20 protein-coding genes, 1 tRNA gene and 1 pseudogene are annotated in these 20033 nt (G+C 71.4%); 13 read left to right on the top strand and 9 right to left on the bottom strand.

Annotation, left to right across the window (positions count from 1 at the left end):
• From ACWCO3_RS14665 to ACWCO3_RS14650, 4 genes are all read left to right on the top strand, one after another.
• Positions 1-563: AAA family ATPase (locus ACWCO3_RS14665; protein WP_450010322.1), on the top strand; the 563-nt coding region annotated here is incomplete at its 5' end.
• Positions 563-1993, top strand: a complete 1431-nt coding sequence (locus tag ACWCO3_RS14660; RefSeq protein ID WP_145786348.1) for a DUF58 domain-containing protein — start codon at positions 563-565, stop codon at positions 1991-1993. The genes ACWCO3_RS14665 and ACWCO3_RS14660, both read left to right, overlap by 1 nt.
• Before the next feature lie 55 nt (positions 1994-2048).
• Entirely contained in the window at positions 2049-2609 is a 561-nt protein-coding gene (locus tag ACWCO3_RS14655) for a hypothetical protein (RefSeq protein ID WP_423436564.1), read from the top strand.
• A gap of 102 nt (positions 2610-2711) precedes the next feature.
• A complete protein-coding gene (locus tag ACWCO3_RS14650) occupies positions 2712-4043 on the top strand; it encodes an NAD(P)/FAD-dependent oxidoreductase (protein WP_450010320.1) in 1332 nt (443 codons plus the stop codon).
• 65 nt (positions 4044-4108) lie between these two features.
• On the opposite strand, the gene ACWCO3_RS14645 is transcribed toward ACWCO3_RS14650, so the two are convergent.
• On the bottom strand, positions 4109-5965 hold the full coding sequence (locus ACWCO3_RS14645; RefSeq protein WP_208745230.1) for a hypothetical protein: 1857 nt from the start codon (positions 5963-5965) through the stop codon (positions 4109-4111).
• 101 nt (positions 5966-6066) lie between these two features.
• Here ACWCO3_RS14645 and ACWCO3_RS14640 point away from each other — a divergent pair.
• From ACWCO3_RS14640 to ACWCO3_RS14625, 4 genes are all read left to right on the top strand, one after another.
• Positions 6067-6147, top strand: a tRNA-Leu gene (locus ACWCO3_RS14640).
• 107 nt (positions 6148-6254) lie between these two features.
• Positions 6255-7070 (top strand): Bax inhibitor-1/YccA family protein, encoded by an 816-nt coding sequence (locus ACWCO3_RS14635; protein ID WP_145786351.1) that lies wholly within the window; start codon positions 6255-6257, stop codon positions 7068-7070.
• 148 nt (positions 7071-7218) lie between these two features.
• A complete protein-coding gene (locus ACWCO3_RS14630) occupies positions 7219-7977 on the top strand; it encodes a Bax inhibitor-1/YccA family protein (protein WP_145786352.1) in 759 nt (252 codons plus the stop codon).
• Positions 7978-8011: 34 nt separating this feature from the next.
• Positions 8012-8332, top strand: coding sequence for a hypothetical protein (locus tag ACWCO3_RS14625; protein WP_145786353.1), 321 nt, complete (start codon positions 8012-8014; stop codon positions 8330-8332).
• Between the two features lie 38 nt (positions 8333-8370).
• On the opposite strand, the gene ACWCO3_RS14620 is transcribed toward ACWCO3_RS14625, so the two are convergent.
• The 3 genes and pseudogenes from ACWCO3_RS14620 to ACWCO3_RS14610 form a co-directional block, all read right to left on the bottom strand.
• Entirely contained in the window at positions 8371-9633 is a 1263-nt protein-coding gene (locus ACWCO3_RS14620; protein WP_354877623.1) for an acetyl-CoA C-acetyltransferase, read from the bottom strand.
• A 77-nt stretch (positions 9634-9710) separates the two neighbouring features.
• Entirely contained in the window at positions 9711-10523 is an 813-nt protein-coding gene (locus tag ACWCO3_RS14615; RefSeq protein WP_145786355.1) for an SGNH/GDSL hydrolase family protein, read from the bottom strand.
• Positions 10509-11572, bottom strand: a pseudogene (locus tag ACWCO3_RS14610) (SGNH/GDSL hydrolase family protein); the annotation flags it as partial. The pseudogene ACWCO3_RS14610 and the gene ACWCO3_RS14615, both read right to left, overlap by 15 nt.
• Positions 11573-11722: 150 nt before the next feature.
• Between ACWCO3_RS14610 and ACWCO3_RS14605 the strand changes: the two are divergent.
• Both ACWCO3_RS14605 and ACWCO3_RS14600 read left to right on the top strand, forming a co-directional pair.
• Positions 11723-12079: a YkvA family protein gene (locus ACWCO3_RS14605; RefSeq protein WP_269681092.1), complete on the top strand. Its 357-nt coding sequence runs from the start codon at positions 11723-11725 to the stop codon at positions 12077-12079.
• Positions 12080-12150: 71 nt separating this feature from the next.
• Positions 12151-13521, top strand: coding sequence for a cystathionine beta-synthase (locus tag ACWCO3_RS14600; protein WP_145786358.1), 1371 nt, complete (start codon positions 12151-12153; stop codon positions 13519-13521).
• Positions 13522-13793: 272 nt separating this feature from the next.
• Here the strand turns inward: ACWCO3_RS14600 and ACWCO3_RS14595 are convergent, their stop codons facing one another.
• From ACWCO3_RS14595 to ACWCO3_RS14585, 3 genes are all read right to left on the bottom strand, one after another.
• Positions 13794-14303 carry an N-acetyltransferase family protein gene (locus tag ACWCO3_RS14595; protein WP_450010316.1) on the bottom strand — a complete coding sequence of 170 codons (510 nt, stop codon included), beginning with the start codon at positions 14301-14303 and terminating at the stop codon, positions 13794-13796.
• Entirely contained in the window at positions 14300-15229 is a 930-nt protein-coding gene (locus ACWCO3_RS14590; RefSeq protein ID WP_450010314.1) for a ribonuclease Z, read from the bottom strand. Before ACWCO3_RS14590 ends, ACWCO3_RS14595 begins: the two co-directional genes overlap by 4 nt.
• Before the next feature lie 364 nt (positions 15230-15593).
• A complete protein-coding gene (locus ACWCO3_RS14585) occupies positions 15594-15968 on the bottom strand; it encodes a hypothetical protein (RefSeq protein ID WP_358161853.1) in 375 nt (124 codons plus the stop codon).
• 590 nt (positions 15969-16558) lie between these two features.
• On the opposite strand from ACWCO3_RS14585, the gene ACWCO3_RS14580 reads away from it, so the two are divergent.
• Positions 16559-16783: a GntR family transcriptional regulator gene (locus ACWCO3_RS14580; RefSeq protein WP_358161851.1), complete on the top strand. Its 225-nt coding sequence runs from the start codon at positions 16559-16561 to the stop codon at positions 16781-16783.
• Between the two features lie 462 nt (positions 16784-17245).
• Here ACWCO3_RS14580 and msrA read toward each other — a convergent pair whose 3' ends face one another.
• Positions 17246-17908, bottom strand: a complete 663-nt coding sequence (msrA, locus tag ACWCO3_RS14575; protein WP_357834651.1) for a peptide-methionine (S)-S-oxide reductase MsrA — start codon at positions 17906-17908, stop codon at positions 17246-17248.
• Between the two features lie 87 nt (positions 17909-17995).
• Complete coding sequence (locus tag ACWCO3_RS14570) at positions 17996-18406, bottom strand: HIT family protein (protein WP_145786363.1); 411 nt, start codon at positions 18404-18406, stop codon at positions 17996-17998.
• A gap of 129 nt (positions 18407-18535) precedes the next feature.
• On the opposite strand from ACWCO3_RS14570, the gene ACWCO3_RS14565 reads away from it, so the two are divergent.
• A complete protein-coding gene (locus ACWCO3_RS14565) occupies positions 18536-19582 on the top strand; it encodes a hypothetical protein (RefSeq protein WP_145786364.1) in 1047 nt (348 codons plus the stop codon).
• 98 nt (positions 19583-19680) lie between these two features.
• A partial coding sequence (locus ACWCO3_RS14560) for a PLP-dependent transferase (RefSeq protein WP_450010310.1) occupies positions 19681-20033 on the top strand: 353 nt, incomplete at its 3' end.

The following is a 20033-nucleotide window of genomic DNA, read 5'->3' as shown; positions in this document are numbered from 1 at the left end:
CGTTCCACGTGCTGGCCACCGCCAACCCGATCGAGTACGAGGGCACCTACCCGCTGCCCGAGGCGCAACTGGACCGGTTCCTGCTGCGGGTCTCGTTCGGCTACCCGCACCACGAAGAGGAGTGGGAGGTGCTCCGCCGTCGGATGAGTCGTCGCCGCGAGGAGGCGGACATCAAGGCGGTGGTCGACGCGGCCACGCTGCGGGCCATGCAGGCCGCCCTGGAGGACGTTGTGGTGGAGGACTCCGTCGGCCGGTACATCGTGGCCCTCACCGCGGCCACGCGGGAGCACCCGTCGGTGCTGGTCGGCGCCTCACCGCGCGGTTCGTTGGCGCTGCTGCTGCTGGCCCGGGTGCGTGCCGTCTTCGCCGGGCGGGACTACGTGGTGCCGGAGGACGTCAAGGAGGTGGCCGCACCCGCGCTGGCCCACCGGATCACCCTGCGCCCGGAGATGTGGTTGCGCCGGGTCGATCCGGCGTTCGTGGTCGGCGAGGTGCTGGAGGGCACCCCAGCACCGGCGAGTGGCGCACTGCCCAGCTACGCCGCTGGCGGGCCCCAGCGCTGATGACCGCACCGACCGAGTCGAGATCCACCGAGCCGGAACCGGCCGCCGGCTGGGCGCCCACCCCGGCGCTCGGTCGGGCGGTGCTGCTCGCCGGTCTGCTGCTCGTGGCGGGGGTGCTGCTGGGGCGGGTCGACCTGATCGTGCTGGCCGCCCCGTTCGCACTGGGCACCGCGTACGCGCTGCGTCGGCGGCCGACGGCGCTGCCGCAGGTGTGGGTCACCGCAGGTGACGACGGGCCACTGGTCGAGGGCGGCGCCGCGACGGCGGCCGTCAGCGTCGGCAATCCGGACACTGTCGACTACGACCTGGTGGTGCTGCGTACCCGGGTGTCGCCGTGGCTGCGGATATTCCGGGCCGGCTTCGCCCGGGACGAGGCTGTCGCCGACGTGCCGCCGACCGGTGGTGAGGGTCCGGCGGCCAGCGGCGCGGGTCGTTCGGTGGCCGACCGGCCGTTCGTGACGTCGGTGCCCGTCGGGTCGGCTGTCGACCTGGAGTTGGCCGGCCGCGCCCTGCGTTGGGGCCGACACCCGGTCGGCCCGGCCGGCGCTCGGGTCGCCACGGCAGGGGGCCTGCTGGTTTCCCGCGCGGTGATCGTCGAGCCGGTTCGCGTGCGCGTGTACCCGCGTACCGAGCCGTTCGAGGCGGTGGAGGCGATGCCCCGGGCCGCCGGTCTGGTCGGGGCGCACCACTCGCGGCGGCCCGGTGAGGGCGGCGAACTGGCCGGGGTACGGGTCTTCGCCCCCGGGGACCGGTTGCGCCGGATCGACTGGCGGGTCTCGCTGCGCGCCCGCCAACTGCACGTAGCCTCCACCCTCTCCGACCGGGACGCTGAGGTGGTGGTGTTGCTCGACGTGCTCGCTGAGGCGGGGCGTTCCGGCGGGGTGAACGGTGCCGCCTCGGTGCTGGACACCACCGTCCGGGCCACCGCCGCGATCGCCGAGCACTACCTGCACCGCGGTGACCGCGTCTCGCTGCTGGAGTACGGGCCGGCAGCCCGCCGGCTCCGTCCGGCGGCCGGACGACGGCAGTACCTGACCGTCCTGGAGTGGCTGCTCGACATTCACGTCACGTCGTCCTCGCACGAACCGTACGACCAGGTTTTCGGCCCGCAACTGCTGTCGTCGGACGCGCTGGTGGTGGTGCTCACCCCGCTGCTTGACGAACGGTCGGCGCAGATGCTCGCCCGGTTGGCCCGCGCCGGCCGGTTCGTGGTGGCTGTCGACACGTTGCCGACGGATCTGGTGTCACCGAAGGACCGGGGGTGGGCCGAGGTGGCGTACCGGCTGTGGCGGTTGGATCGTGAGGTCATGATCGGGCAGCTCCGGGAGCACGGCGTGCCGGTGGTGCGCTGGGCCGGCGCCGGGAGCCTGGACCAGGTGCTGCGGGATGTGGCGAGGATGGCGACGGCCCCAAGGGTTGGTGGCCGGTGAGCGCGAGGAGTGAGCTTGCGAGCCCCGCAGTCGCGAACGAGCGGAGGGGCAGATGATCGACGCCGTGTCCGGGCGGGTCCGGGCGGTCCAGAACGCTGTCACCCGGATCAGCGTCGCTCCGCTCCTGGTGCGGTGTGCGATCTTCGTCGTCGTGCTTGCCGGGTTCGCCCTCGCCTTTCCCGCGGAGGTGCTTGCCGGGCGGCCGATCCTGTTCCTGACGGTTGCCGCGTTGTTGCCCGCCTTCGGCCCGCGTCGGGTCTGGGCGACCTTCACGGCGTTGGTCACTGTCGGCGGCTGGTTGCTCGCCACCGACGGGTACGGCCGCCCGGTTGCCCTCTGGCGGCTGCTCGCCCTCGCCGCCCTGCTCTACCTGGGGCACACCCTGTGCGCGCTGGCCGCGCTGCTGCCGTACGACGCGGTGGTGGACCCCGAACTGATCACTCGGTGGCTGCTGCGCTCGGCGGCGGTCCTGCTGGGCACCGCCGTGCTGGGGGTGCTGTTGTTGCAGGCCGGGGCCATGGGCGCGGACACCGGATACCAGTGGGTGACGGTGCTGGGTTTGCTGCTCGCCGTGGGTACGGCAGCGTTGCTGGGCTGGCTCCTGCGGCGGCGGTGACCGCTGCTACGGGAGGGTTACGCAGGTCACAGGGGTTGTGCTCCGTCACAGATGGGGGGCGCGAGCGGGATTACCTGAGCCGGCCGGGGAAAGATAGACAACGTGAATCCGAAGCGGATCCTTGTGGTTGGTGCCGGGCACGTCGGTCTGTACGCGGCCCTGCGCCTGTCGAAGAAGCTCAGCTCCCGTGAGGCTGAGGTCATGGTGGTGGATCCCCAGCCGCACATGACCTATCAGCCGTTCCTGCCCGAGGCGGCGGCGGGCAACATCTCCCCGCGGCACTCCGTGGTGCCGCTGCGGCGGGAGTTGAAGCGCTGCAAGATGGTGGCCGGCACCGTCACGCGGATCGAGCACGACCGCAAGGTGGCGACCGTGCAGCCGATCAGCGGCCCGGCCCGTGAGATCACCTATGACCACGTGATCGTGGCTCCGGGCTCGGTGTCCCGCACCCTGCCGATCCCCGGCCTGCACGAGCAGGGCATCGGGTTCAAGACCATCGGCGAGGCGATCTACCTGCGCAACCACGTGCTGGACCGGCTCGACGTGGCCGCTGCCACGCCCGATGCGGACGTCCGTCGCGCGGCGCTGACCTTCACCTTCGTCGGCGGTGGATACGCCGGCATCGAGGCGCTCGCCGAGATGGAGGACATGGCTCGCGACGCCCTGCGTTACTACCCGGAGCTGAAGCAGGACGAGGTTCGCTGGGTGCTGGTCGAGGCCACCCAGCGGGTGCTGCCCGAGGTCGACCGGGACATGGGCGCCTACACCGTCCAGCAGCTGATGAAGCGGAACATGGACATCCGGCTGGACACCCGGCTCGAGTCCTGCGTTGACGGCGTGGTGAAGCTCTCCGACGGTGACAGCTTCCGGTCCGACACGATCGTGTGGACGGCCGGCGTGAAGCCCTCGCCGATGCTGGACTCGACCGACTTCCCGCGCGACGACCGTCGGCGGATCACCTGCCTGCCCACGCTTCAGGTGGTCGACGGCGACCAGGTGGTCGAGGGGGCGTGGAGCGCCGGTGACTGCGCCGCGGTGCCCGACCTGACGAAGGAGCCGGGCAACTTCTGCTCGCCGAGCGCGCAGCACGCGGTGCGTCAGGCCGCTCGGATGGCCGACAACATCACCGCCGTGATCCGGGGCCGCGAGCCGGTCGACTACAAGCACAAGCACGTCGGCAGCGTCGCCAGCCTCGGTCTGCACAAGGGCGTCGCCCAGGTGTACGGGATCAAGATGACCGGCTGGCCGGCCTGGGTCATGCACCGGACGTACCACATGAGCCGGATCCCGTCGTTCAACCGCAAGGTCCGCGTGGTGGTGGACTGGACGCTGGCGTTCGTCCTCAAGCGTGAGGTTGTCGCCCTGGGGCAGCTGCACGACCCGCGTGAGGAGTTCTCCGAGGCATCTCAGCCGGTCGGCGCCCCGCGCGTCTGACCAGCAAGCTTGCGAAAGGGTCCCTTCCGTCGGAGGGGGCCCTTTCGTCATGCCTGGGCTAACCGTCAGACCCGCCAGATCCAGGCGTCGGCGACCCGGGTGGCTGGGCCGTAGAGCTGTTCCAGGGTCGCCCGCAGGCTCTCCGCGTGCGGGGCGCCGTCGGCCAACGCCACGCAGGAGGCGCCCCAGAACTCGGCGTCCCGGGCGGCCTGACGGCGCTGCTCGTCGCCGATTGCCGGTTGGTCGCCGCGTCGGGCGACGTCCGCCAGCAGAGCGGAGGTGGGCTGCTTGAAGGTGCCCATCGCGGCGCTGCCGCCCCGCCCGTACGGGCCGATGAAGAACCCCTCCGGCAGACCGAACGCGGCGTCGGCGGCGGTGGCCCAGCGCATCGGCCAGGGCTCCTTGGGCGTGGGCAGTGGCACCGGGACCAGCACCCCACCAGGGCGGACGCACTGCCGCCAGTGTCCGCCGGTGACGAATTCCGGCACAGCGGGTCGTTCGGCGGTCGGCAGCGGGGTCGGAAAGATCGGCAGCAGCGCCGCGCCGACGGCCAGTGGCACCAGCCGTCGTACGCGACCGGTGCTCCGCAGAGCCCGGTCGACCGCCAGCACCAGCAGTGTCGCGATGATCGGCAGCAGTGCCAGCGCGAACCGCATCGGCAGCGCGCCGTCCACCACCGGCAGCCCGCCGATCAGGGCGTACGGGCCGGGAATCGCCGTCTTGGTACCGCCGAGCACCACTTCCGGGCCGAGGGAGAGCGCACCCATCACCAGGCCCGCCACGACGCAGGCGAAGACCAGTCGACGTCGCCCGACCCATATCGCGCAGGCCGCGGCGACCAGCAGCAGGGGCCAACCCAGGAAGGTGTTGTACTCGGCCGGTCCGGTGGTCAGCCGGGCCGACTCGTCGCTGCCGGCCACCGACAGTGGGGAGACCGTCCACCAGCTGCTTAGGTCGGCGGAGAAGTAGGCCGGCGTGAACATGCCGTCGGCGACTCCCTGCGGGCCGGCGAACTGGAACCACAGCGGGTAGCCGAGCACCATCAGGGCCAGCCCGGCGGCGATGGCCAGCCCGCCGGCGAAGCCGGGTAGCGCCCGCCGGGCCAGGTCCCGGTCCGCCACGGCATAGCTGATCGCCATCACCAGCAGGGTGATGGCGGCGAGGAAGAGCACCTCCTCGCCGACGAAGACCTGCGCGGTGACCGCGGCGGCCAGCCCGACAGCGGAGGTGATCATCCGTCGGCGGTCCGGCCCGGCGGCCAGGTCGCGACCCGGACCGTCGGGTGTCGGCCCCGGGTCGGACGCGCGCAGCAGCCGGACCACCAGCCACACGATCACCGGTACCAGCCACTGGGCGGTCATGTGCAGGTGGCTGTTGGTCTGCGAGACCATCCCCGGGCCGAACCCGCACAGAGCCCCGCCGAGCACGGCGGCGAGCCGGCGGGCCCGCAGCGTCCGGTGGAACAGCAGGTACCACGCGAGAGCGGTGCCGGCGAGGTTGGCGGCGGCGAGCAGCGCGAAGGTGACCGGCGCGCCCAGCAGCAGCGTGACCGGCGCGAAGGCGACGCCGAGCGCGATCACCGTGGTGTTGGCCATCAGGTTGACGCCGTCGGGGGCGTTGAGCCGGTCGCTGAGCAGGTCGAAGTCGCCGAGCAGCGCGCGGGCGTCGACAGCGAGGAACCACTCGTAGAGGGCCTGGTCCTCCGGGTTGAGCGACAGGATGCGGCCGGCGGGGTCGGGCCACAGTCCGTGGGTGAGCCAGCCGGCCAGCACGGCCCAGAGCAGAGCGACAAGCACATCGCCCCGGTGTCGGCCGACGGCGGCCAGCAGCCGGGTGGTCCGAGGACGGCGGTTGACCTGATCGGCGGGGCGGAAGGCCTGCTCAGGGGCGGCGTCGGGGGCCGTGGGGGCTGCGCTGCTCACGGCATCGACCCTAATGTGGCCAACCCGTCGGGGTACGCCGGGTCGCCGGAGACCGGCTACGGTGACACTGCACTGTGCGTGTCGGCGCGCCGGTGCCACCCGCCCGGGTGGTGGAAAGGCAGACACGGCCGCCTTAAAAGCGGCTGCCGAAAGGCGTGCGGGTTCGACCCCCGCCCCGGGCACCCGTCACTCAGACGCATTCTCATTCGTGATCACCAGGACTTGGCTGCGCCGTTTACTCTTGGAGGGCACGTTCACGTGCAAACGACCCCCTGAGGGAGGCCAGACAGTGAAGACCTCGAACCCGGTGCTCGCCCGGCTCGGCCAAGCGGCCGAGCGGGAGCGCTCCGCCGGGTACGCCCCGGCCGGGCCGTACGGACAGCCCGGCATTCCCCAGCAGTACCCGTCCCAGGCCGGCTACCCGGCCGCGCCCCCCACCGTCGCGCCGATGACCGTCGACGACGTGGTCGTCAAGACGGTCGCCCTCCTCGGCATCCTCGGCATCACCGCTGCGGCCGCCTGGGTGCTCGTGCCCGACGCGCTGGTCGGTACCGCCTGGATCGGCGCGGCGGTGGTCGGCCTGGTCCTCGGCTTGATCATCTCGTTCTCCCGGATGGCCAACCCGGCACTCGTCATCGCGTACGCGGTCGTCGAGGGTGTCTTCGTCGGCATGGTCAGCAAGGCGTTCGAGACGGCGTACGACGGCATCGTGCTCCAGGCCGCCGCAGCCAGCTTCGGCATCTTCTTCCTGATGGCGATGCTCTACAAGGCGAAGGTCATCCGGGCCACCCCGGCGTTCGTCAAGGGCATGATCGCTGTCATCACCGGCCTCTTCGCGGTGATGCTGATCAACTTCGTGCTGGCGATGTTCGGCGTCAACACCGGTCTGCGTGACGGCAGCCCGCTGGCGATCGGCTTCAGCCTGGTCTGCATCGTCGTCGCCTCGCTGAGCTTCGTGCTCAGCTTCAAGGAAATCGAGGACGGCGTCCGGATGGGCCTGCCGCAGCGCTATTCCTGGGTGGCCGCGTTCGGCATCCTGGTCAGCCTGGTCTGGCTCTACATCGAGATCCTGCGCCTGCTGAGCTACTTCCAGGGCGACGACTGACCTCGTCAGGCCTTCCGAACGGCGCCCGTCCCCGCTCTGGTGGGGGCGGGCGCCGTCGTCCGCGCCGTTTCCCCGCCGCCGCCGGTCCGCCCGGGGCAGAGTGACTGCGAGGGCAACACCCGGGGGTACGCGGGCGAAGGAGGCGGCGGTGCGCAGCAACAACCCGGTACTCAACCGGCTGGACGAGGCCGGCCGGGTGGAGGCCCGGGTGCTCGGCTCCCGCGACGTCGAGCCGATGACCGTCGACGACGTGGTGGTGCGTACCGTCGGGCTGCTCCTCGTCACCGGCGCGGCGGCGGCGGTGTCCTGGGCGGTGATCCCGGACGCGGCGTGGCTGGGCGCCGCGCTGGCCGGCAGCGCGCTCGCCTCGATCGCGCTGGTCCTGGTCATCTCGTTGCGCGCGATCACCAACCCGGTGCCGATCGTCGGCTACGCCGTGCTCCAGGGTCTGCTGCTGGGGGTGGCGAGCCGCGCCTTCGAGCAGGTCTATCCCGGCATCGTGGTGCAGGCGGTGGCCGGCACCTTCGGCGTTTTCCTCGGCATGGCGGCGCTCTACCGGGCCCGGGTGATCCGGGCGACCCCCCGGTTGGCGCGTCTGGTGATCGGCACGCTGCTCGGCATCGCCGTGCTCAGTGTGGTCAACCTGGTGTCGTACCTGATCTCCGGACGGCCGGGGCTGGCGGTCTACAGCGTCAGTGGCGAGGTCGGCTGGTTGCCGTACGCCTTCTCGGTGGTCGCCATCATCGCCGGGGCGTTCAGCTTCATCCTCGACTTCGATCTCGTCGAGCGTTCGGTGCGGGACGGGCGACCCCGCCGGTTCGCGTGGCTGAGCGCGTTCGGCCTGCTCACCGGGTTGGTCTTCCTCTACTGGCAGTTGCTGCGGCTGCTCAGCTACCTGCGCCGCTGACCGACGCCCGCAACCGGCCGTAGACTCGGCGGCGATGAGCGCAGCGGAGTTGGACAAGGCCGTGACGTTGCTGGTGCGTCAGGTGGTGCACTGGCAGCAACCGCGCTGGGCGGCGGTCGCCACCGCAGGCAACGCGTCCCGCGCCGACCTGGTGCACCGGTTGGTGCAGGAGGTCGCCAACCTGGCCGCTGACGCAGAAGGGGAGCCGCGACGGACGGTGCCCCGGCTGGACAACGACCTGGCCCTACCCGACCAGGTGCGCGTGGTGGTGGCGGACCTGTTGGCCGCCGGGGCCGACGACGAGGTGCTGGCGCGGGCCGCCGCCGAGGTGACGGCGACCCGCAGCGCGCTCTGAGGCCTGCTCCGCGATGGGCGGGAGCGACGGGCGGCGGCTCAGCTCAGCCGTTCGAGCACCATGGCCATGCCCTGGCCACCACCCACGCACATCGTCTCCAGACCGATGGTCTTGTCGTGCCATTCCAGGGCGTTCAGCAGGGTGCCGGTGATCCGGGCACCGGTCATCCCGAACGGGTGACCGACCGCGATGGCGCCGCCCATGACGTTCAGCTTCTCCTCCGGGATGCCCAACTGGCGGTAGGAGGGGATGACCTGCGCTGCGAACGCCTCGTTGATCTCGACGAGGTCGACGTCGTCGATGGTCATCCCGGCCCGGCGTAGCGCCTGTCGGGACGCCTCCACCGGCCCGAGGCCCATGATCTCCGGCGACAGGGCTGTCACACCGGTGGAGACGATCCGGGCCAGCGGGGTGAGCCCGAGTTCCTCGGCCCGCTGGGCGCTCATCACCACCACGGCGGCCGCCCCGTCGTTGAGCGGGCAGCAGTTGCCAGCGGTGATGCGGCCGTCTGGGCGGAACACCGGCTTGAGGCCGGAGACCGCGTCGAGGGTGACGCCGGCACGGGGACCGTCGTCGGTGCTCACCACGGTGCCGTCCGGCGTGGTGACCGGGGTGATCTCCCGGGCCCAGAAACCGTCGGCGATGGCCTTCTCGGCGAGGTTCTGGCTGCGTACGCCGAACTCGTCCATGTCGGCGCGGGTGACGTCGTACACCTGGGCCAGGTTTTCCGCGGTCTGCCCCATGGTCAGGTAGATGTCGGGCAGGTCGCCCGTCTCGCGCGGGTCGGTCCACACCTCGGCGCCGCCCTGCGCGCGTTGCTTGGAGCGCTCGGCGGCCGCGCCGAAGCGGGGGTTCTCCCAGCCACCGCCGACCAGGGCCTGGGCCTCGGAGGGCAGCCCGTCGGAGCTGCCCCGGGCGTAGCGGGACACCATCTCCACGCCGGCGGAGACGAACACGTCGCCCTCACCGGCCCGGATCGCGTGCATCGCCATCCGGGTGGTCTGCAACGACGAGGCGCAGTAGCGGGTGAGCGTGGCACCGGGCACGGTGTCCAGACCGAGCAGCGTCGACACCACCCGGGCCATGTTGAAGCCCTGCTCGCCGCCGGGCAGGCCGCACCCGAGGTAGAGGTCGTCGATGGTGGTCGGGTCGAGCGCGGGGACCTTGTCCAGGGCCGCCTGGACGATGGTCGCGGCAAGGTCGTCGGAGCGGACGTCGCGCAGGGACCCCTTGTGCGCCCGGCCGATGGGGGAGCGGGCGGTGGCGACGATGACGGCGTCGCGGGACGACTCAATCGGCATGGACCAACGTTAACCCGTCAGTAACATGGCGCGGAAGGCGCAGGCGCGGCGGGAAATGTCACCCCCGCCGGGCCGATCTAGCGCCGGGTGGCGACCGTCGCGGCGGCGGCGACGGCGGGCAGCAGCGCGTGCGCCCAGACCCGGTAGCCGTCGGCGGAGGGGTGGAAGCCGTCGTGGCAGAGCGTCCCCGCGTCGGCCCGGAACACCGGCCCGGTTTCGGTGGCCAGGTCGACCACGGAGCCGCCGGCGTCGAGCACGGCAGTGGTCTGCGCTCGGGCCATCCGCCGGCCGGACCAGCCGACCACCTGGCGTAGCGGAGGGGCGATGGCACGCACCGCGCCGAGGTCGGGGCAGGTGCCGACGACCACCTCGACCCGCGCCTCCCGCAGCCGGTGCACCGCCGCGCCGAGATAGGCCGCCGCGTCGGTGGGCCGGCGCAGCCCGGTGGCATCGTTGGCGCCGATCAGGATCAGCGCCACGTCGGGCCGCTCACCGAGCAGGGACCGGGCCACCTGGGTGGCCAGGTCGGTCGAGCGGGAACCGGAGACACCGACGCTGGACAGGTGCACCCGCCGGCCGGTCGGGCCCTCGGCGAGCAGGTGTGCCAACTGCCCGCCGATGGTGTCCTCAAGACGGTCGACACCGACGCCCAGGGCCGACGAGTCACCGAGCAGCACCAGCCGCAGCGGGGGAGCCTCGGCCCGGCCGATCGTGGCCCGCAGGGCCAGCCCCAGCTCCGGCTGGGCGTAGCGACGGTGTCGGGCGACGAACGCCTCGCCAGCCAGGACGGCAGCGCCCCCCACGGTGCCGGCGAGCAGCGAGAACGCCGCCGCTCGGCCCAGCCGGCCGGCGACGCCGGCGGTCACGCCCCGCACTGTGCGCTCGTTCATGCCAGTCCCTCCACTGTCGAGGTGTCCGAGGCGGACCCGTGCTGCGGCGCCGCGCCCACACCGAAGAACGCGCGGCGACGCAGTTGCGCCCACCTGCCCGCCGGCCCTCGGTCGCGGCCCCGGACCCGGGTGGCGCTGACCTCCGTGCCGGCGTGCCGGGCCGCCTCCTGCGCGGCCTCAGGCAGCGACCGTACGCCCTCGCCCCGGGTCGGCGTAACCCGTCTTTCCTGCGCAGCGCCGAGCGCGGACAGCATCGTCGGCAGGAGCGCGGCGGCGGCCATCGCGTAACCCTCGGCGGAGGGATGGAACCGGTCCCAGGCGAACATCCGGGTCGGCTCGGCGGTGAACCGGGGGCCGAGCAGGTCGCCGAGGGAGACCGTCCAACCGCCCGCCTCGACCACGGCGACCGTCTGGGCGGCGGCGAGTTGCCGGCTCCACCGGTGCGCCAACCACCGCAGCGGCGGTTGGATCGGGCGGATCGCGCCCAGGTCGGGGCAGGTGCCGACGACCACTTCGCAGCCGGCGTCGCGCAGCGTGTGCACCGCCTCGACCAGGTAGCGCACCGCCAGCCCGCGCGGGGTGCGGTTGGTGATGTCGTTGCCACCGATGAGGATCACCGCGATGTCGGGTCGGCACTCCAGAGCCGCCTCCACCTGGTGACGGAGCGCCGAGGAGATGGCACCGACCACCGCGAAGCGGTGCAGTCGCACCGGCCGGTGCAGCCGACGGGACAGACCGTTGGCGAGCAGCGCCCCAGGTGTCTCCCGACGGCGGTGCACCCCGTAGCCGGCCGCCGACGAGTCACCGAGCACGACCATGGTGAGCGCAGGACCGGGGAACTTCGCGCCGTACATGCCGTCGCATCGCGGGGGCGGCGCCTCGGCCATCGGGATGGTGCGTCGAGCCTGCCGAGCCTGGCCGAGCAGCACCCCGCCGGTAGCCACCGCGGCCGCCGCGGTGGCACCCGTGCCGATGGCCACCAGGCGGGCGAACCGCCGGGCCTGTCGCCATCTCGCACCACCGGGTACGACGGAATCAGCCACCCCCATACCGCGACATTATCGCGCCGGCACGACACGCCGCTGTCGTCGTGACGGCACCCGGGTGCCTGGAAACCGACGCGACGGGGTATCTGTCCAGGAGAGGCCGGCCGACTTGCGCGGACCCGCCACGCTGATCCGGCGGAGAGGAGCACGACGATGGGGAAGACACTGAAGCGCAGCGCGGCGTTCGCGGCACTGGCGCGGGCACTGGCATCCGGGGCCCGGGGTGGGCCGTCGTTGGGCACCCGCCTGGCCGCGCTGCCTCGGATGATCCGGGCCACCACAAAGGGGGAGTACGACGGCGGCCTCCGGCTGGCCCTGATGACAGCGGCCACGGCGTACATCGTCTCGCCGATCGACCTGCTCCCGGAGATCCCGCTGGCGATCTTCGGGCTCGCCGACGACGCGGTCATGATCACCTGGTTGGCCGGCAGCGTGCTCGCCGAGACCGACCGCTTCCTGGAGTGGGAAGGCCGCCGCAGCTCGGTCATCCCCGGGGGGCTGGTGCCCTGACGGCACGTACGCTGGGCGCGAGTAAACGTCTGCCCGGCCGCCGTCGCCGGCGCCGCAACGAAGGGCACACCGTGCAGTACTACGACAACGTCGTCGACATGATCGGCAACACCCCGCTGGTACGTCTGCGTAACGTCACCGAGGGCATCCAGGCGACCGTGCTCGCCAAGGTGGAGTACGTCAACCCGGGCGGCTCGGTGAAGGACCGGATCGCGCTGCGGATGGTGGAGGACGCCGAGGCCGCCGGCCTGCTCAAGCCCGGCGGCACCATCGTCGAGCCGACCAGCGGCAACACCGGTGTCGGGCTGGCCCTGGTGGCCCAGCTCAAGGGCTACAAGTGCGTCTTCGTCTGCCCGGACAAGGTCAGCCAGGACAAGCAGGACGTGCTCCGGGCGTACGGCGCCGAGGTGGTGGTCTGCCCGACCGCGGTCGCGCCGGAGGACCCGCGCTCGTACTACAACGTGTCCGACCGGCTGACCCGGGAGATCCCCGGCGCCTGGAAGCCCAACCAGTACAGCAACCCGGCCAACCCGCGCTCGCACTACGAGACCACCGGCCCGGAGCTGTGGAAGCAGACCGAGGGTGGGCTCACCCACTTCGTGGCGGGCGTCGGCACCGGCGGCACGATCTCCGGCATCGGGCGGTACCTCAAGGAGGCGTCCGAGGGTCGGGTCCGGGTCGTCGGGGCGGACCCGGAGGGTTCGGTCTACTCCGGCGGCACCGGCCGTCCGTACCTGGTGGAGGGCGTCGGCGAGGACTTCTGGCCGGAGACGTACGACCGGGGTGTCGCGGACGAGATCGTCGAGGTCTCCGACAAGGCGTCCTTCGAGATGACCCGGCGGTTGGCCCGCGAGGAAGGCCTGCTGGTCGGCGGCTCCTGTGGGATGGCGGTGGTCGCCGCGCTGGAGGTCGCCCGCAAGGCCGGTCCGGACGACGTCGTGGTGGTGCTGCTGCCGGACGGCGGCCGGGGTTACCTGTCGAAGATCTTCAACGACTCGTGGATGGCCCGGTACGGCTTCCTCGACAACTCCGGCGCGGAGCCGACGGTGGCCGACGCTCTGGCCAGCAAGCCGGGCGGGCTGCCCGAGCTGGTGCACGTGCACCCGACCGAGACGGTTCGCGACGCGATCGACTACATGCGCGAGTACGGCGTCTCGCAGCTGCCGGTGCTGAAGGCCGAGCCGCCGGTGGTGACCGGCGAGGTGGCCGGGTCGATCGCCGAGCGGGACCTGCTCGACGCGCTGTTCACCGGCCAGGCCCACCTGCACGACACGATCGAGCGGCACATGGGCGACCCGCTGCCGATGATCGGTGGTGGTCAGCCGGTGAGCGAGGCGGTCGGGCTGCTGGAGAAGTCCGACGCCGCGTTGGTGCTGGTCGACGGCAAGCCCAAGGGCGTCCTGACCCGCCAGGACCTTCTGGCCCACCTAGGCGCCCACTGACTCCCGCCCGGTGCCCCGCCTGCCGGCGGGGCGCCGGGTGACTGTCGCGCCCTTTGCTCTGCTTACGCATACGCACCACCACCCGACCCCGCACTCTGCCCCGCCCCGCCCTCGCCCCCGGCTGCGCGTCGATCATGGACTTGTGGTGGTGCGCAAAGGGGGCATAAGTCACCAAAGCGCCCACCATAAGTCCATGATCGACCAGGCGGGTCGGCGCGACCAGGCAGGTCTGCGCGGGCGGGGCGGGGTGCGCGGGGTGGGGTGGGGTTGGGTTAGAGGGGGCGGGTATAGCGGACCTGTGGGGTGAGGGCCGTGCCGATGTGCTCCTCGCGTTCGATGCCCGTCGACGTCCAGCCGCCGCGCTCGTAGAAGGAGCGGGCGTGGGCGTTGTCTCGGAGCACCCAGAGCACCGCGCGACGCCAACCCCTGGCACGCATGGCGTCCAGGACATCCACCATCAGCGCACGACCGACGCCCCGGCCCTGCTCGCGCGGGTCGAGGTGAATCGCGTTGAGCAGCCCGGTGGCGGGGTCGTCCTCGTCGTCCGGGCCCAGGTGGCTGAACCCGACCAGCACTCCGGCCCGCTCGGCCACTGTCATCCGGTGGGTGTCCCGTTCCCAGCGCCACCGCTCGACCCAGTACCGCCCCATCGCCTCCGGTGTCGGGTCGGCCAGGGCTTCGACCGGGAGGAAGGCGGAGTACGCGGCGACCCGGGAGCGCTGGTGCAGGGCACCCACCGCTATCAGGTCGTCGCCGGTCGCGGAGCGGAGCGTGACGGTCACCCGGCCGAGGTTACCCGGCGGGGTGGGATCTGCACCGTGGTCAGATCCTCCGCGATGATCAGTTCACCGTCGAAGTGCTCGCGTGCCTCGTCGTGGAACCGGCGCGGGTCGGGGTAGCGCTGGGAGAAGTGGGTGAGCACGAGTCGGCGTACCCCGGACTCGGTCGCCACCCGGGCGGCCTGCGCCGCGGTGAGGTGGCCGACCTCGGCGGCGAGCGCGGCCTCCGATTCCAGGAAGGTCGACTCGATGACCAGCAGGTCGGCGTGCTCGGCGAGGGCGTACACCCCGTCGCAGAGGCCGGTGTCCATCACGAACGCGAATCGCTGCCCGTGCCGGGGCTCGCTGACCTCGTCGCGGGTGACGCGACGCCCGTCGAGGTCCAGGTGGCCGACGCGGATCAGCTCGCCGACGGCCGGCCCGGCGATGCCGTACGCGGCCAGCTTCTCCGGCAGCATCCGGTGGCCGTCCGGCTCGACGAGCCGGTAGCCGTACGTCTCGATGGGGTGCCGCAGCCGGCGCGCCTCCAGCGTGCCGCAGCGCAGGGCGATCCGTTGCCCGTCCGCCTCGATGGGTTCGACCCGCAGTTCGGCGGTCTCGTAGAAGGAGGTGGCGTGCCGCAGCCGGGCGAAGTATTCGGCGCCCCCGGCGGGGAAGTGCACAGCGACCGGGTGCGGCACCCGGTCCAGGGAGAGTCGCTGGATGGTGCCGGGCAGGCCGAGGCAGTGGTCGCCGTGGAAGTGGGTGACGCAGATCCGGGTCAGGTCGGTGGCGGTGACGGTGGTGTACAGGAGTTGACGCTGGCTGCCCTCACCCGGGTCGAAGAGGATCACCTCGTCGTCCCAGCGCAGCACGTACCCATTGTGGTTGCGTTGCCGCGTCGGTGCCTGGCTGGCCGTCCCCAGCACCACCAGTTCGCGCATCGACATCGGCGGGCCTCCGGAGATGGAGCGACCCCCGGGGCGCTCCGCGCTCGCGCGCGGGCCGGCTGGACTTGGCCGGCACCCCGGGGGTCGGGTGGCTGTCGTGGATTCGCCGCACCGCTGCCACACGGTCTCGACGATGGTGCTTTTACCTGCCTCGCGGCAGGCCGATCACTGTCGAGGACAGCGGCTAGCTGACAGCCACCTCACGAGTCCGATTGCTATACAAGTCTGGACCACCTCCTTTCACGTGTACGGCCACGCTATCGAGTTCTCGCCGCCCGCGGCAACGGATTTCGATCACAGGGTCAGATGGGAATGCCCGGCCGGTTCAGCTAGGTCGCACGGCGTGCAAAGCCTGCGAGAGCAGCTAGTGATCTTGATGTGGCCGGGCGGCCTCATGTCTGGCGGCATGGCGAGGGGTGCGACGGAGTTCAGGGAAGCGTTCTTCCCAGGCGAGGCGCACCGCCTGGGGCAACCGCATCGATGGCCAGATCCGGATCAGAGCGTCGCGGCTGACGTAGTCGTGGATGTCGGCCGGACGGGCAGCCTCGTTCAGGACTGTCCGGTAGAAATCGCCGATGCGTCCCGGCTGCGCGAGGTCGTACCGGGGGTTGCCAGACCACTTCAGATGGCGTGGAAGCTCTACCACCCCAGCCGTGGGCCCGCGGAGCCGATCAAGGGTTTCGGGCACGACGACCGGCTTGGCGTAGCCGTATGGACGGCTAGCGTCGTCGTTGCTCATCGTGCCCTCCTGGCGCGCCGCTCCGTCGGGTCTGAAGCGCGTGGTAGGCCGGTTCGACGATGCAGCAACTACCTCTCCTGGCGTCTTGCTCACCGCATATGCCAGGTGCCTCGTGGAAGAGGTTGGGGTTTCACTCGCCTGACTGTCACGGCCAGCGCCACAGCCGCCGAGAGTGCAGGCGGCCCTGGTCCAAGCTAGGGTGCCGGCCGTAGCGACGTCCGTGCACAACGTTCCTGGTGGCCACCGACGACTTCGGCAATCTCGCCGGGTGTCGTGGCTGTGTCTATCCGTAGCGCCCGCCAGCACTTGCCGCAGGTAACTTGGCCGGTGACGACGACGCTCCACGTCGAGACTTCGAGCTCAATCGGCACCCGCGCCGGCTGATTGCCGTCTGCCCGCGCACTGAACATCGCTACTCCTCGCCGTATGAGGGGCGCCCACCTGATCGGTGAGACCGGCGGACGCCCATTCGGTGCAGCGACAGGCGCCGATCCCAGATCCACTACCCGCCGCGCAGATTCGATATTAGTGCCAGTAGTGCCAGTAGGGCAATGGGTGTAAGTAGCCCCTGCTGTGGGTAGGCGCAACCTGTGTGCGTGCCGATACCCCACACCGCGCATGAGATCGAAGCTGATCTGCTGCGGCGCATCGGTGCTGGCGAGTTTCCGCGCGGGCAGCGCCTCCCGACGTACGACGCGCTGGCCGATGAATATGGCTCGGCCCGGCGCACTGTGGCGCGTGCCGTTGAGGGGTTGAAAGCGCGGGGGGTCGTGGTCGGCGTCCGGGGATCGGGTGTGTACGTCACTGACACATAGCAGGCGCCCCACTCGGGCCGCGCAGACGGCGGCTCAGTCCGTTCGGGCCGTGGCCAGCGCACTTCTTGAGTCCGACGATGCATGCCGCCTCCGCGTCTCGGCCGGCCGCAGGGGTTCGGACTATCGTTGCCCGATGGCAGGCGAGACGCGCGCACAGCGGTTGACGCTCATTTCTGAGGTGAGCCTGGGCGGCGGTGCGCCGCTGGTTCTGCGGCGGCCCGTGCTTGTCCAGCCGGGGCAGCGCTACTGGCTTGACGCGGACACTTCGGCGCTCATCGTGGAAGACGCGACCGGTGGCAGATGCTCGTCTCCGTGCGCCTACGCGACCGGTCCTGACGCGCCACGCTGATGGGCGTTCCGGGGCGAGCAGGGGCAGCCGTCGGGCGGGTCACCATGCCACCGAAATGAAACAAGGCCACCGGGTGCGAAACCCAGTGGCCTTGTCAGTTCACGCAGTGGTGGTCAGCCGCCGACGCGCGCCACGCCGACCGGGCAGCTCAGCCCGTTCGGGCCGTGGTTGCAGTACCCGTTCGGGTTCTTGGTCGGGGCGAGGTACTGCTGGTGGTAGTCCTCGGCGAAGTAGTAGCTGCCGAGCGGGGCGATCTCGGTGGTGATCTCACCCTTGCCGGCCCGCGCCACGATCGGCTGGAACGCGTCCCGGGACGACTCGGCGATGGTCCGCTGCTCGTCGGTGGTCGTGTAGATCGCCGACCGGTACTGGGTGCCCACGTCGTTGCCCTGGCGCATGCCCTGGGTCGGGTCGTGGTTCTCCCAGAAGACCTTCAGCAGGTCCTCATAATTGATCTTGCTGGGGTCGTACACCACCTGGACGACCTCGGCGTGCCCGGTGCGGCCGGAACACGTCTCCTCGTACGTCGGGTTCTTGGTGATGCCACCCGCGTAGCCGGCGGAGGTCGTGTAGACACCGGGCAGCGTCCAGAACAGCCGCTCGGCGCCCCAGAAACAGCCCATACCGAAGACCGCTACCTGGAGGCCCTCCGGGAACGGGCCCTTCAACGGGGTGCCCAGCACCTCGTGCCGGTCAGCGACCGGCATGGCGATCGGACGGCCCGGCAGGGCCTGGTCGGGCGAAACCATCTCGGCGTTCATACGGCGCAAAAACACGTGGGGATCTCCTCTCGTACCTCTCGCAGCGTGCAACACCGGTGGGTCCACCTTCCTTACCCGCGCGAGTGTGAGTCAGGCCGCGCCTCAGAGCGCGGCGGCGACCCGGTCCGCGTAGGTCTGGGCCTCGGTGTCGTCCTCGTAGCGGGTACGCGGCCAGAAGAACCCGCGCAGCCCGTCGCCCTTGGTCCGTGGCACCACGTGGGTGTGCAGGTGCGGGACGGACTGGGACACCTTGTTGTTCATCGCCACGAACGTCCCGCCAGACCCCAGACCGGACTCCACGGCCACCGCCAGGCGTTGGACCAGCGCGAAGTAGCCCGGCAGCAGGTCGGACGGCAGATCCGTCAGGGCCACCAGGTGCACCCGGGGGACCACCAGCACGTGCCCCTTGAACACCGGCCGGGTGTCCAGGAACGCCACCCCGTCCGGGGTGTCGGCCACCCGGAACGCCGGCACCTCACCCGCCACGATCCCGCAGAACACGCAACCGCTCATCGGCACAGGCTATGCCGCGACCTCGCGGGATACGCCGCCCCCTGCGCGCGGCCCGACTGTGGTATCCATCTACATGAATCGATCAGCACGGGGGTGGCGTGCTGTGGCGAAGCTCCGAAAGGACGAACCTTGCACCTCAGAAGAAGCATCAGCCTGGCCGTGGCGGCGTTGACCGCCGGTCTGCTCACCGGCGGGGTCCCGGGCCAGGCCCTGGCCGCCGCCGCGCCGACAGCGACCCCGCTGCCGCTGAGCACGGTGGCCGACGTGGTGTCGGCCGGTGACCGGGTCTTCGTCAGCGGCGGCCGCTCCGCCACCGACGTCGTCGTGACCAGCGCGGCCGGCGCGGTCGTCGGCACCCTGTCCGACCTGCCCGGCCCCACCGACCTGCTGCTCAGCGCCGACCGGCGGACCCTCTACGTGGCGCTGCCGACAGCCAACGCCATCGCCGCCTTCGACACCGGTTCACTCGTCGAGTCGGCCCGCTACGACACCGGCGCGGGCGAGTGCCCGTCGTCGCTGGCGCTCACCGGGCGCTACCTGTGGTTCGGCTACGGATGCGACCAGTGGGGTGGCAACATCGGCCGGATCGACCTGGGACGTCAACCAGCCCGGCTCAGCACCGGGGTCGCCAGCGAGGACTTCTACAACGCGCCACTGCTGGCGGCCGCCAGTCAGAACCGGTCGGTGCTGCTCGCCGGGCAGGCGTCGCTGAGTCCGGCGTCGGTCTACGCCTACGGCATCGGCACCGCGGGAGCACTGACCCTGCTGCGGACCAACCAGTTCTCGGCCGTCGGCAGCAACCTGCGTGACATCGCCCTGGACCCGACCGGTGCCACTCTCTACACGGCTGCCGGGTCCCCGCCGCTGGTGCAGGCGTTCCCGTTCGCCGACATCACCAGCCCCACCGCGACGTACGCCACCGGGCCCTACCCGCGTGCCGTCGAGGTGTCGCGTACCGGCACCCAGATCGCCGCCGGCGCCGATGCCGCGTACGACCCGGACGTCTTCCTGTTCAGCGCCGACGGCACCGAACTGGCCCGCTACGAGTTGGGTGCCGAGCTCAGCGCCGGAGGGCTGGCCTGGTCCCCGAACGGGGCCCGGGTCTACGCGGTCACCTCGGACTGGACCGGAGCCCGTCCGGCGACCCTGCACGTCCTGCCCGTCCCGGCCGCCTGACCACCTCTCCGGGTGTGGGGCCGGGCCAGACGGTCCGGCTCCCGCCCGGGAGCGCGGGTTCCGTTCCAGCCCTCGGGACGGGGCACTAGCCTCACACCATGAACCACGGCTTCGAGACGCTCGCCATCCACGCCGGCCAGGACCCTGAGGCCCGCACCGGCGCGGTGATCCCACCGATCTACCAGACCAGCACGTACGCGCAGGACGCCGTCGGTGCGCCCCGGCTCGGCTACGAGTACAGCCGCTCGGGCAACCCGACCCGCGACGCGCTCCAGGAGTGCCTGGCGGCGCTGGAGGGTGGGCCGGTGGGGCTGGCCTTCGCCAGTGGCCTGGCCGCGGAGGACACTCTGCTGCGGGCCGTGTGCCAGCCGGGCGACCACGTGGTGATCCCCGACGACGCGTACGGCGGCACCTACCGGCTCTTCGCCCGTGTCGCCCAGCGCTGGGGCCT

It is taken from the genome of Micromonospora sp. NPDC002411 (genome assembly GCF_053592955.1).
The sequence above is the reverse complement of the archived record's forward strand: the minus strand, read 5'-3'. Positions and strand labels throughout refer to the sequence as shown.

Excerpts from the sequence above, each read along its gene's own strand:
- ACWCO3_RS14625 (WP_145786353.1), top strand. The coding sequence starts at position 8,012 with ATGAGCGCAGCGGAGTTGGACAAGGCCGTGACGTTGCTGGTGCGTCAG.
- ACWCO3_RS14615 (WP_145786355.1), bottom strand. The coding sequence starts at position 10,523 with ATGAACGAGCGCACAGTGCGGGGCGTGACCGCCGGCGTCGCCGGCCGG.
- ACWCO3_RS14605 (WP_269681092.1), top strand. The coding sequence starts at position 11,723 with ATGGGGAAGACACTGAAGCGCAGCGCGGCGTTCGCGGCACTGGCGCGG.
- ACWCO3_RS14590 (WP_450010314.1), bottom strand. The coding sequence starts at position 15,229 with ATGTCGATGCGCGAACTGGTGGTGCTGGGGACGGCCAGCCAGGCACCG.
- ACWCO3_RS14570 (WP_145786363.1), bottom strand. The coding sequence starts at position 18,406 with ATGAGCGGTTGCGTGTTCTGCGGGATCGTGGCGGGTGAGGTGCCGGCG.
- ACWCO3_RS14585 (WP_358161853.1), bottom strand. The coding sequence starts at position 15,968 with ATGAGCAACGACGACGCTAGCCGTCCATACGGCTACGCCAAGCCGGTC.
- ACWCO3_RS14620 (WP_354877623.1), bottom strand. The coding sequence starts at position 9,633 with ATGCCGATTGAGTCGTCCCGCGACGCCGTCATCGTCGCCACCGCCCGC.
- ACWCO3_RS14660 (WP_145786348.1), top strand. The coding sequence starts at position 563 with ATGACCGCACCGACCGAGTCGAGATCCACCGAGCCGGAACCGGCCGCC.